Source organism: Tardiphaga sp. (assembly GCF_028290785.1).
Classification (GTDB): Bacteria; Pseudomonadota; Alphaproteobacteria; order Rhizobiales; family Xanthobacteraceae; genus Tardiphaga.
In genome coordinates this window covers 1-12,170 of sequence record NZ_JAQGJD010000021.1, presented here as the reverse complement: position 1 = coordinate 12,170, position 12,170 = coordinate 1, and the positions used below count along the sequence as shown (strand labels likewise).

The 12,170-nt window shown below is 65.0% G+C and carries 11 protein-coding genes; 8 read left to right on the top strand and 3 right to left on the bottom strand.

Annotated elements, in window-relative coordinates:
• Nucleotides 1–206: DUF2842 domain-containing protein (locus tag JWR89_RS01405; protein WP_299710813.1), on the top strand; the 206-nt coding region annotated here is incomplete at its 5' end.
• Nucleotides 207–215: 9 nt separating this feature from the next.
• On the opposite strand, the gene JWR89_RS01400 is transcribed toward JWR89_RS01405, so the two are convergent.
• Nucleotides 216–1,178: a polysaccharide deacetylase family protein gene (locus JWR89_RS01400; RefSeq protein WP_299710816.1), complete on the bottom strand. Its 963-nt coding sequence runs from the start codon at nt 1,176–1,178 to the stop codon at nt 216–218.
• 196 nt (nt 1,179–1,374) lie between these two features.
• Between JWR89_RS01400 and JWR89_RS01395 the strand changes: the two genes are divergently transcribed.
• Nucleotides 1,375–2,559 carry a GNAT family N-acetyltransferase gene (locus JWR89_RS01395; RefSeq protein WP_299710811.1) on the top strand — a complete coding sequence of 395 codons (1,185 nt, stop codon included), beginning with the start codon at nt 1,375–1,377 and terminating at the stop codon, nt 2,557–2,559.
• 166 nt (nt 2,560–2,725) lie between these two features.
• Here JWR89_RS01395 and JWR89_RS01390 read toward each other — a convergent pair whose 3' ends face one another.
• Entirely contained in the window at nt 2,726–4,993 is a 2,268-nt protein-coding gene (locus JWR89_RS01390) for an exopolysaccharide transport family protein (protein ID WP_299710808.1), read from the bottom strand.
• A gap of 165 nt (nt 4,994–5,158) precedes the next feature.
• On the opposite strand from JWR89_RS01390, the gene JWR89_RS01385 reads away from it, so the two are divergent.
• The 5 genes from JWR89_RS01385 (at nt 5,159) to JWR89_RS01365 (ending at nt 11,015) form a co-directional block, all read left to right on the top strand.
• The gene (locus tag JWR89_RS01385) at nt 5,159–5,791 is read left to right on the top strand and encodes a polysaccharide biosynthesis/export family protein (protein ID WP_299710805.1); all 633 of its coding nucleotides are present in this window, start codon (nt 5,159–5,161) and stop codon (nt 5,789–5,791) included.
• A 2-nt stretch (nt 5,792–5,793) separates the two neighbouring features.
• On the top strand, nt 5,794–6,927 hold the full coding sequence (locus tag JWR89_RS01380; RefSeq protein WP_299710803.1) for a glycosyltransferase family 4 protein: 1,134 nt from the start codon (nt 5,794–5,796) through the stop codon (nt 6,925–6,927).
• Nucleotides 6,928–7,036: 109 nt separating this feature from the next.
• Nucleotides 7,037–8,575: an undecaprenyl-phosphate glucose phosphotransferase gene (locus tag JWR89_RS01375; RefSeq protein ID WP_299710800.1), complete on the top strand. Its 1,539-nt coding sequence runs from the start codon at nt 7,037–7,039 to the stop codon at nt 8,573–8,575.
• A 245-nt stretch (nt 8,576–8,820) separates the two neighbouring features.
• Nucleotides 8,821–10,086, top strand: coding sequence for an O-antigen ligase family protein (locus tag JWR89_RS01370; protein ID WP_299710798.1), 1,266 nt, complete (start codon nt 8,821–8,823; stop codon nt 10,084–10,086).
• The gene (locus JWR89_RS01365) at nt 10,083–11,015 is read left to right on the top strand and encodes a glycosyltransferase family 2 protein (protein WP_299710795.1); all 933 of its coding nucleotides are present in this window, start codon (nt 10,083–10,085) and stop codon (nt 11,013–11,015) included. The genes JWR89_RS01370 and JWR89_RS01365 overlap by 4 nt, the downstream gene beginning before the upstream one ends.
• 59 nt (nt 11,016–11,074) lie before the next feature.
• Here the strand turns inward: JWR89_RS01365 and JWR89_RS01360 are convergent, their stop codons facing one another.
• Complete coding sequence (locus JWR89_RS01360) at nt 11,075–11,326, bottom strand: hypothetical protein (protein ID WP_299710793.1); 252 nt, start codon at nt 11,324–11,326, stop codon at nt 11,075–11,077.
• 128 nt (nt 11,327–11,454) lie between these two features.
• Here JWR89_RS01360 and JWR89_RS01355 point away from each other — a divergent pair.
• The coding region (locus tag JWR89_RS01355) for an acetamidase/formamidase family protein (RefSeq protein ID WP_299710791.1) at nt 11,455–12,170 on the top strand (716 nt) is incomplete at its 3' end.

Genomic DNA, 12,170 nt, shown 5'->3' with positions numbered 1-12,170 from the left:
CCCGCAAGTTCCTCGGCACCATCTTCCTGCTCGTCCTCGTGGTGGTGTGGTCGCTGCTCGGCATGACCGTGGCGCAGGCGCCGTGGCTCGCGGCCAACGGCTGGTACCAGGCGATCTTCTACGTGGTCGCGGGAATCGGCTGGGTGCTGCCGGCGATGCCCATCGTCAGCTGGATGGCGCGCCCGGATCGCGAACCGGCCGGCTAGCATCGGCCTCTAGCCTCTCGCGGCGTCGAGCATCACGCCGGACAGCAGCACGCGCAGCGCCCGCATCGAGCGCCGCCGGCCGTCCCAGGCGATCCGCGGCAGCGCGTGCAGATCGCTGCGCCCGTCGGGCCTGATCACGCCGGCCACCGATGTCACCGCGCTGGCGAACCCTGCTTCCGCCGCCATCACCGCGTGGCGCTGCTTGAACGAGCCGCGTTCGCCGAACGGATAGGCCAGATGCAGCGAATCGCGCCGCAGCGCCGCCAGCGCCACCGCCCGCCCCATGGAGATTTCGCGCAACGCCGCTGAATCCTTGAGATTGGCGAGGATGGAATAGTTCACCGTGGCGGTGCCGAAGGTGACCAACGGATCGACGGTCAGGATAGCGATATCGTCCCAGTCCATCGCGGTGGCGCGCGATAGGGCGGCCAGATCGATCGAATAGCGATTGCAGAGATCGTTGATCGCCAAGGACAGCACCGGCGCCGGCAGCGTGCGCATCCAACTGTAGAGGTAATAATAGGCCTGCCGCTTCTCGTCGATTGCGGCGATCGCGAAATGCCGCTGCTGCTCGTCGATCATCAGGCTGATGCGGTCGTGGCGGGCCACGACCTGCTCCAGCGCCAGCCACCAGGCCTCGCCCAGCCCGTCCGCAAAGGCCGTCGGCAGATACACCGTGAACGGGACCCGATGACGCGTCAGCACTGGGTAAGCGTGCTCGACGACGTCCTTGTAGCCGCCATCAAAGGTCAGGCAGACGAAGCGCCGCCCCTCACGCGGCTGCCGCGCCCGCGCGCAGGCATCGTCGATCGAGACGATGTCGTATTTCCAGCGCTTCAGCCTGCGGATGACCCGGTCCAGAAATTCGGGCGTGATCTCCCGGGATCGCAGCGGCTGGAACGCCCCGTTGCGCGGTGGCCGCACCCGCTCGAATTTGAGCAGCACGCCGGCACCGCCCCGGGACCGTTCCATCAGCCGCGCGAAGCCGCTGAAACACGCCAGTTCCAGCCCTAGCGTCGTCAGCCCGTTCGTGTTCCGTGACACCGCAACGTCCCCCGGTACGGCGTATCGCCGACCGCCCCCGGGCATTGTGATTACTGTTTGTTGAGATTTCTTTGCAAAGGTCCCCCACAACCTCAAAATCTAAGAACGTCAACCAGGCTTCGCGATGACCATGGCCGCTGCGATCGACTATCCGACGGCGGCGGGGCCTGATGCGAGCCGCATTGCGCGCGTCGATGTGCTGGACGATTTGGCCGCGGCCGAAGCGACCTGGCGCAGCCTCGAAGCTCCGGAGCAGTTGTCGACGCCGTATCAGCGTTTCGATTTCCAGGCCGCCTGGCAGAGCCATATCGGCGCGCAGGAAGGCCTGCGACCGTTTGTCGTCATCGCCTATGACAGCGGCGGCCAGCCGCTGTTGCTGCTGCCACTCGGCGCCAGACACGAGAACGGCATGCAGGTCGCGAGCTTCCTCGGCGGCAAGCATGTCACCTTCAACATGCCGCTGTGGCGGCGCGACTTCGCCGCTTCTGCCGGCAAGGCCGACATCGACGCTTTGCTGCGCGGCATCCGGCAGCAGCCTCGCAAAATCGACGTGCTGGTGCTGGCGCGTCAGCCGGCGCGCTGGCTGGGCATCGCCAATCCCCTGGCGCTGCTGCCGAGCCAGGCCTCGACCAACGATTGCCCAGTGCTGAACATGGTGCCGGGCGCCGCGCCGACCGATCGCGTCAGCCATTCGTTTCGCAAGCGGCTGAGGAGCAAGGAAAAGAAATACGAGATCCTGCCCGGCTATCGCTATTTTCTCGCCACCAGCGACGCCGAGATCAAGCGCGTGCTCGACGCCTTTTTCGCCATCAAGCCGCTGCGAATGGCCGAGCAGAAGCTGCCCAATGTGTTCGCCGAGCCCGGCGTCGAGGACTTCATCCGCACCGCCTGCCTGGCCACGCGCGACGGCGGTCGCGTCATCGATATTCACGCGCTGGAGTGCGACGAGGAAGTCATCGCGCTGTTCGCCGGCGTCGCGGATGCCGGCCGCTTCTCGATGATGTTCAACACCTACACGATGTCGGCCAATTCGAAATACAGTCCCGGCCTGATCCTGATGCGCACCATCATCGATCGCTATGCCGAGCGCGGCATCACTTCGCTCGATCTCGGCATCGGCTCCGACGATTACAAGAAGATGTTCTGCAAGGACGACGAGCCGATCTTCGACAGCTTCGTGCCGCTCACCAGCCGCGGCCGGCTCGGCGCCATGGGCCTGTCGTCGCTGGCCCACGCCAAGCGGCTGGTGAAACAAACCCCGGCTCTGCTGCAAATGGCGCATCTGCTGCGCAACGCCTTCCAGCGGTAGACTGTCAGCGTTTCCCGGACGCGCTGCGGCATTTTCAGGCGATGCACTTGCATCGCCGCCATGCCGCTGCGCAGAGCCGGGATCCCGGTTGTTTTACTTCAAGATACCGGGGCCCCGGCTCTGCGAAGCAACACTGCGTGTTGCATCGCGTCCGGGGAACGAACCGTTACGCCGCCACGATGCGTTCGCCGGGCGCGATGGCGTCGGCAGGCTTTGGCGCCGAACGCAGCATCACGACTTCCGAAAATCCGACGGCCTTGAGCTGTTCGCACATCAACTCGCGGGCTTCTCCACTCATGGTGGCTTCCGGTACCACGATGGCGCGACCGTTTTCGGTCAGCAATCCCGCGGGAAGATCCGCCGCGGTACCGGCATCGAGCAGCACATGGTCATAGACCCGCAGCAGGGCATCGAGCGCCATGGTCAGCCGCGGTGACTGCAGCTGCGCACGGTCGGAGCCGGCGCGGCCTGCGCTCACCATGTGGACGCGCGACAGCGTGTCCTTGGTGATGACCTCGCCGAACGAGGCTGTGCCCAGCATGAGTTCAGCCAGCCCGGGCGCGGAGGGATCGTTGGACACCGCTTTTAGCGTCGGCGACGTCGCCGACAGATCGACCAGCACCACCTTGGCGGTGCGTGCCAGCAGCCGCGCCAGCGTCAGCGCGGTGAGCGCGATGTTGTCGTTATGGCCGGTGCCGAGAATCGTGATCTTGCGCGCGCTCGCCCCGGCCGCGCGAAACTCCTGCGCCAGCTGTTCGATCTCGCTGAGGCCGGCGACCAGTTCCGGATGGGTGTCGCGCAGCGCGGGCTGCACGACGGGCTGCGGCACCGGTTGGGTCATCGGTTGCGCGACGGGCTGCGGCGCGAGCGGCGGCGCGGATGGCATCACCGGCAACGTCTCGGGCAACGCCGAACGAGCCGGCGGCACCGGCGCTGTGTCGGTGGGCGCGGCCGGCCGCGGCGCGGTCATGCGCAGCATTTCACCGGTGACGATGCTGCCGGCGCTGAGCATCAGCGTCGCCAGCGTCGCGATCAGCACGATCGGCAACTTCTTCGGATAGGCCGGGGTGTTGGAGACGATGGCGCGGGAGATGATGCGACCGTCGGTTGGTGCCGCTTCGATGTTCTCGCGCGTCGTCGCCTCGCGATACTTCGCCAGATAGGATTCCAAGAGGTCGCGCTGTGCCTTGGCCTCGCGCTCCAGCGCGCGGGCCTGCACGTCCTGCCCGTTGGTGGAGGTGGCCTGCTTCTTGACCTGTTCGAGACTGTTGGTGAGGCCTTCGACGCGGCCGGCGGCGATCCGTGCGTCGCTGTCGAGCGAGCGCGACACTTTGGCGGCTTCGTCGCGCAACTGGCGATCGAGATCTGAGAGCTGCGCCTTCAATTCCTTGATGCGGGGATGGCCATCGAGCAGGGTGGAAGACTGCTCGGCCAGTTGCGCGCGCAGCGTGACGCGCTGCTCCGACAGCCGGCGGATCAGTTCCGAGGTTAGGATTTCCGACGACTCGATCGGCTTGCCGGTCTGTAGCATCTCGCGGATCATCCGCGACTTCGTTTCCGCGTCGGACTTCAGCGCACGGGCGTTGTTCAATTGCGTGCTGATTTCGCCGAGCTGCTGGTTCGACAGCGAGGTGTTGTTGGTGCCGATGAACAGGCTCGACTTCGAGCGAAAATCCTCCGCGCGGGATTCCGCCTCGGCGACTTTCTTGCGCAGGCTGTCGATCTCGCCGGACAGCCACTGCCCTGCCGATTTCGCCTGCTCCTGGCGGGCGCCCTGCTGCATCGTGAGGTAGCCGTCGGCGATCGAATTGGCGACCCGCGCCGCGAGTTCCGGATCGTGCGACTGGAATTCGATCACCATGACCCGCGACTTATCGACCGCGTAAGCGGTCAGGCGGTCGTAATAGGCATCGAGCACGCGCTCTTCCGGCGTCATCGAGAACGGATCGCGGCCAATGCCGAACAGGGCCAGCAGCGATTTCACCGGCGACAGGCCTTGCAGCACCGGATCGAATTCCGGCCGCTCGGCGAGCTTGTTCTTCTTGATGATGTCACGCGCCAGATCGCGCGACAGCAGCAGTTGCACCTGGCTGGTGACGGCTTCCGCGTCGAGCGACGTGCGCTCCTCGTTGCGTTCGCCATTCGGCCTCAGAAAGATGTTCTCGCGCCCGTCGATCAGGATGCGCGCTTCCGACTTGTAGCGCGGGGTGATCAGGTTGACGACGGCGAGCGACAGCACCAGCGCCAGTACAGTCGGGACAATGACCCAGGCCCGCCTGCGCTGCAGCGCTTGGCCCAAGGCCCGCAGATCGAAGTCGTTGAGCTGCGGCGCAGCCACGGCCGGAGCAATGGGCGCCCGCGGCGCGGACGAAACTCTGCCGGCCTTCGGGAACAACGCTCCCAGTCGGCCCGCACGCCAGAATGCCAAACGCATTGCATACCCCTACCAAACGCCGCGACGCTTACCTACAGCGACGATTAAATGCGATTAAGGTTGCCGCCCGGTTAATTACCAAATGATACCAGCTCGCGCTTGAGCGCTCACGCTTTGTTAACTACGAAGCCTCTTATTGGAGCCGATATTTCTCAGGAATTTCCGATGCCGGGTGCCCGCGCCATAACTGTCTCCATCGTGGCTGCCCTGGCGTTGTCCGGCTGCATGGCCAGGTCCGGCCCCATCGCGACGCTTCCCCCGCAGGGCGATCTCGACGCTCTCGCCTACGGTCAACAGGCCCGTGTGGCCCGCTACGGTATTCCCGCCGCGATCTCCAATCCCGGCTACCAGCTCGACGCCGGCGACCGGCTGCGTGTCGTGGTCTACGGCCAGGAAGGTCTGACCAATTCCTACGCCATCGGCGCGGGTGGCTCCATCACCATGCCACTAATCGGCGCGGTGCCGGCGCGTGGCCTGACGCCCTCGGCGCTCGCCGCCAGCATCAGCGGCCGGCTGCGCAACGGCTTCATTCGCGAACCCTCGGTCGCCGTGGAGATCGAGGCCTATCGGCCGTTCTTCATCCTCGGCGAGGTCGCCGCCCCCGGCCAGTATCCTTACGTCCCCAACATGAGCGTCGAAAGCGCCGTCGCCATCGCCGGTGGCTTTTCGCCCCGCGCCAAGCGCGACGAAGTCACGCTGACCCATCCGACCGCCGACGGCGTGTACCGCACCGTGGTGCCCTTGGGAACGCCGGTCGGCCCGGGCGACACCGTGCTGATCAGCGAACGCTGGTTCTGACGATGGCGGTGGTCTCCGACACCCCGCTGCGCATCCTGCACGCCGTCCGCGCGCCGGTCGGCGGCATCATTCGTCACATCCTCGATGTCGCCAACGGCCAGGCCGATCGCGGCCACCTCGTCGGCATCGTTGCCGATAGCATAACAGGCGGCGAGCGCGCCGATGCTGCCCTCGCCGAGATCGCGCCAAGGCTGAAGCTCGGCGTGCATCGGCTGGCGATCCAGCGCGAACCGCACCCCACTGATTTTCTCGCCTGGGCGCGCTTCATGCGCCTGGTGTCGCGGCTCAAGCCCGACGTGCTGCACGGACATGGCGCCAAGGCCGGCGCCTTTGTTCGCTTCAAGCCCAGATCCGCCAGCACGATCCGCGTCTACACCCCACATGGCGGCTCGCTGCATTATCCGCCGAGCACGCTGAAGGGCGCGTTCTATGCGCGGCTCGAGCGCACACTGATGAACCACACCGAACTGTTCCTGTTCGAAAGCGCGTTTGCTCGCGACACCTACCAGCGCGTCATCGGAACGCCCAAGGGTCTGGTGAAATGCGTGTTCAATGGTGTCACCGCCGGCGAGTTCGATCCGGTCGCGGCCGCGGACGACGCTTCGGACGTGGCCTATGTCGGCGAGTTTCGTCACATCAAGGGTGCCGACCTGCTGGTGGATGCGGTGGCGCGGTTGCGTGCCGGAGGCATGCCGGTGACCCTGACGCTCGGCGGCGACGGCGAGGAGACGGCCCGGCTGAAGGCGCAGATCGAGCGGCTCGGCCTCGATCAGGCCGTGCGCTTCATCGGCCACGTCAAGGCGCGCTACGGATTCTCCAAAGGCCGGCTGCTGGTGGTGCCGTCGCGCGGTGACTCGATGCCTTATGTAGTGATCGAGGCCGCCGCCGCCGGGGTGCCGATGATCGCCGCGAACGTCGGCGGCATTCCGGAGATCTTCGATACCCAGACGGACGCGCTGTTCACGCCGTCCAATGTCAGCGCCATGGCCGATGCCATCAAGGCGGCGCTCGACAATCCGGCCGTAACACTCGCGCGCGCGACCCAGCTCCGCGACCGCGTGGCCCGCCACTTTTCGCAGAATGCCATGGTCGAGGGCGTTATCGAAGGTTACCGCGAAGCATTTGCAAGACGTTAACTCTTCTTAACCCGTAACCAATTCTTCCGATTTGTCCGCTACAACGGCGCCAAGCGATACGCTTGGCGCGAAGCCTTTGGCACGCCAGGGCAACAACGGACATTTTAACGTGGAACCGATCAACGCACGCTCGATGCTGGATGCGGCGGCGACTACAGCGCCCGGCGCGCGCCAGGTTGAACGCCGCCGCCGGTTGACGCCCGCGGCCCTTGAAGTTGCCAGCCAGAAAGTGCGCGCCGCCTATTCGCCGATCGTCATCGCCGGCGTGGTCCGCATCGTCGACTTCGTCGTGCTCAGCGTGGTCGGCACCGCGCTTTATTTGGCCTACGTGGCGCGCATCGATGGATTCAACTGGCAGTACATCGCAGCCATCGTCGCCATGGCCGCCGCGGCAGTGGTCTGTTTCCAGGCCTCCGACATCTACCAGGTGCAGATATTCCGCGGCCAGTTGCGGCAGATGACTCGCATGATATCGGCGTGGGCCTTCGTGTTCCTGCTGTTCATCGGGGTTTCCTTCTTCGCCAAGCTCGGCGGCGCAGTCTCGCGACTGTGGCTTTCATCGTTCTTCGTCGCCGGAATCGTGATCCTCATGGCCGAGCGTGCGGCGCTCCGAGCCTTGATCCGGCGCTGGGCACACCAGGGCCGGCTCGACCGCCGCACCATCATCGTCGGCGCCGACAGCACCGGCGAACATCTGATCAGGGAACTCAGGCTGCAGGAGGATTCCGACCTGCAGATCCTCGGCGTGTTCGACGACCGCAACGACAAGCGCTCGATGAACACCGTCGCCGGCGCACCGAAGCTCGGCAAGGTCGATGACATCATCGAATTCGCGCGCCGCACCCGCATTGATCTTGTGCTGTTCGCGCTGCCGATCTCGGCGGAGACGCGCATCCTGGAAATGCTGAAGAAACTGTGGGTGCTGCCGGTGGACATCCGGCTGTCGGCGCATACCAACAAGCTGCGCTTCCGTCCCCGCTCCTACTCCTATCTCGGCAAGGTCCCTACCCTCGACGTGTTCGAGGCGCCGATCACCGACTGGGACCTGGTGATGAAGTGGCTGTTCGACCGCGGGGTCGGCGCGCTGGCGCTGCTTGCCGCGCTGCCGGTGATGGGGCTGGTGGCGTTGGCGATCAAGCTCGACAGCCCTGGCCCGGTGCTGTTCCGGCAGAAGCGCTTCGGCTTCAACAACGAGCGCATCGACGTGTTCAAATTCCGCTCGCTGTTCCACGACCAGGCCGACCCATTGGCCAAGACGGTGGTCACCAAGGACGACAAGCGTGTCACCCGCGTCGGCCGCTTCATTCGCAAGTCGAGCCTCGACGAATTGCCGCAACTGTTCAACGTGGTGTTCAAGGGCAACCTGTCGCTGGTCGGGCCCCGCCCCCACGCTGTGCAGGGCAAGCTGCAGACCCAGTTGTTCGACGAGGCCGTCGATGGCTACTTCGCCCGCCACCGTGTCAAGCCGGGCATCACCGGCTGGGCCCAGATCAACGGCTGGCGCGGCGAGGTCGATTCCGAGGAGAAGATCCAGAAGCGCGTCGAATTCGACCTGTACTACATCGAAAACTGGTCGGTGCTGTTCGATCTTTACATCCTGCTGAAGACGCCGATCTCGCTGATGATGAAGAACGAAAACGCGTATTAGACGTCGTCTGCCGAGAGTTACTGCCTCGGCTATCCTGTCGCAGCGGGTTTCCCGGACGCGGTGCGGCATTCTTATGCCGCTCCGCAGATCCGGGATCCCGGTTGCTGCAAAGCGGGACCCCGGATCTGCGAAGCAATACTTCGTATTGCATCGCGTCCGGGGAACGAGGTCGGCGTTTCCAAAACCTGCCCGCCTCCGGATCCGCCTATACCACTCGTCAACACTGCCCCGGTAGAGTTGCGACCATGACCTACGCGTCCGCCGATCACCTGTATGGCCACCGCATAACGCCGCCCGCCGTGGCGACGCTGCAGCGTTCGCTGCTGTGGCTGATGGGCTTCGGCGGCGCCATCGTCTTCATCGAGCCGAGCCCGTACGAAATCGCGATCCTGACCGCCATGGTGGTGTTCTTCGCCGCGGGCCTGCGGATGCGGCTGGTGTTCGTGCCGCTGGTCGCCCTGCTGTTCCTGATCAACATCGGTTACACCATCTGCGCGGCGTACCTGCTCGATACCACGCCGATCGTGAACTGGATTTTTACCTCCTGGTACATGGCGGTAACGGCGATCTTCGTCGCCATGGTGGTCGCCGAGGACACTGCGGCCCGGCTCGACCTGCTGCGCCGTGGCATGATCGTGGGGGCGCTGGTGGCGTCGCTGTCCGGCATCGCCGGCTACCTGCACCTCATTCCCGGCGGCGGCGAGCTGTTCACGCTGTATGGTCGCGCCTCCGGCACCTTCAAGGATCCCAACGTGCTCGGCGCATTCCTGGTGCTGCCGGCGCTGTTCACGCTGCAAAGCGTGGTCAGCGATCGCTTCGGCCGTTCGCTGCGCAGCGCCGTTGCGCTCGGCATCATGACGCTGGCGGTGCTGCTGGCGTTCTCCCGCGCGGCCTGGGGCCTGCTGGTCGTCACGGCGGCCTTCATGCTGTTCCTGATGGTACTGACCAGCCCGTCGAGCAAGCAGCGCTCGCGCATCATCGTCATGGCCATCGCGGCGATGCTCGTCGTCGTCGTGGTGATCGTCGTATTGCTGCAGTTCGATTTCATCGCCGAGATGTTCAAGCAGCGCGCAAGCTTCGATCAGAAATACGACGAGGGCCGCTTCGGCCGGTTCGGCCGCCATGTGCTCGGCGCGCAGATGGCGCTCGAGCTGCCGTTCGGCATCGGGCCGCTGCAGTTCACCAAATTCTTCCCGGAAGACACCCATAATTCCTATCTCAACGCCTTCATGTCCGGCGGCTGGATTTCCGGCATCTGCTATCCCGCGCTGATCTTCACCACCGTGCTGCTCGGCTTCCGCTATGTGTTCGTGCGGGTGCCGTGGCAGCGCGCCTATCTCGCGGTGTTCTCCACCTTTCTCGGCACCGTGGGCGAGGCCTTCGTCATCGATACCGACCACTGGCGGCATTTCTGGCTGATGCTTGGGGCGATGTGGGGGATGTTCGTCGCTGCCCAGCAATATATGGCCACGACGTCACGCGACACCGCCGCACCGGGAGCCTCGACATGACGTCATCACCGATCCGCGTCGCGGTCGTGGTGCCCTGCTTCAACGAAGCGGCGGCCGTGGCCAAGGTCGTTGCGGATTTTCGCAGCGCACTGCCGATGGCAGAGGTCTACGTCTACGACAACAATTCCTCGGACAACACGATCGAGGTCGCCCACGCCGCCGGCGCGCAGGTGCGATGCGAGCGCCATCAGGGCAAGGGCCACGTGGTGCGGCGCATGTTTGCCGACGTCGAGGCCGACATCTACGTGCTGGTCGATGGCGACGCGACCTACGACGCCGCCAGCGCGCCATTGATGATCGAGCGGTTGATCGCCGATCGCCTCGACATGGTCGTCGCCCATCGCGTCGATCAAGCCGAAGTCGCCTACCGGCCGGGGCATCGCACCGGCAACTGGCTGCTGACCCGCTGTCTTGCTTCCGTATTCGGCCAGGGCTTCGAAGATATCCTGTCCGGCTACCGGGTGTTCTCGCGGCGCTTCGTCAAGTCCTTTCCGGTGCTATCGGACGGCTTCGAGATCGAGACCGAATTGAGCGTGCACGCGCTGGAGCTGGCGATGCCGGTACTGGAGATCAAGACGCCCTATTACGCCCGCCCGGAAGGCTCGTTCAGCAAGCTCAATACGTGGCGCGACGGCTTTCGCATCCTCGGCACCATCGTGAAGTTGTACCGCTCGGAAAAGCCGCTGCAGTTTTTCAGCGCGGTCGCCTTGATGCTGGCCGCCGTGTCGGTGATCCTGGCGATCCCGATCGTCATCACCTATGCCGAAGAAGGTCTGGTGCCGCGCTTTCCCACCGCAGGTCTATCGGTCGGCATCATGCTGGTGGCGGTAATGGCGCTGTTTGCAGGTTTGGTGCTGGACACCGTGTCGCGCGGGCGCCGCGAAGCCAAGTTGCTGCGCTACCTCGCCGAGCCCTGGCTGTCGCTCTGATCGGCCCGAACGCAAAACAGCCCCGCTTTCGCAGGGCTGCTTGATCGAAATGACAGCGATTACCGCTCGATGATCACGGTGCGACCGCGGCGACCGCGATCCCAGCCGCGGTGATATCCGCGATCCCGACGCACATATTCCGCGCGCCCACGACGAAAGCCGTCGCCGCGATAGCCCTCGCCGCGATAGCCGCCGTCGCGATGATAACCGCGATCACCGTTGCCGAGCTGGACGCTGATGCCCTGCGCGGCTGCCGGCACCGCGCTGTAGAGAACGGCCACAGCCGCCAGCAAAGCCAATTTCTTGATCATACGAATTGTCCCTTCCTTGAATGTAGCGCCTGACAAGTCGCCCGGGTGCCGATGGTTCCGCATTGCTTGATCGCACCCGCGGATTGAACGATGCTTTCTGCACTGACTACCGCCCCGAAGGATTCTCGATGACGCATCACCACCTCGCCGCTAGCCCGAAAAACTGCCACTGGGGTTTCTTCGACGCCGCGCTGAAGCCGGTCCTGACGGTGAACACCGGCGACGAAGTCACCATCGATTCGATCAGCGGTGGCCCCGAAGTGGTGCCCGACAGTAGCCGCTTCCACACCCCGCCCGAACTGGCCGAGGTTCACGCCCATAACGAGCGCATGCTGCCCGGCCATATTCTCACCGGCCCGGTCGCGGTGGCGGGTGCCGAGCCCGGCGACGTGCTTGAGGTGGAGATTCTCGACGTCCAGTTGCGCCAGGACTGGGGCTACAATTTTATCAAACCGTTGTCCGGCACGCTGCCCGACGATTTTCCCAATGCGCGCCGGATCAACATTCCGCTCGACCGCGAAGCCATGACCGGCGAGATGCCGTGGGGTCTCAAGTTGCCGCTGGCGCCGTTCTTCGGCGTGATGGGCGTGGCGCCGCCGCCGGCCTGGGGCCGTATCACTTCGCTGATCCCGCGCGCGATGGGCGGCAATCTCGACAACAAGGAGCTCGGCGCCGGCGCCATCCTGCATCTCCCCGTCGCGGTCCCCGGCGCGCTGTTCTCGGCCGGCGACGGCCACGCCGCGCAAGGCGACGGCGAGGTCGGCGGCACCGCGATCGAGTGCCCGATGACGACCGAGCTCACCGTGGACGTCGTGCGCGACAGACCGGTGCCCGGTGTGCACGC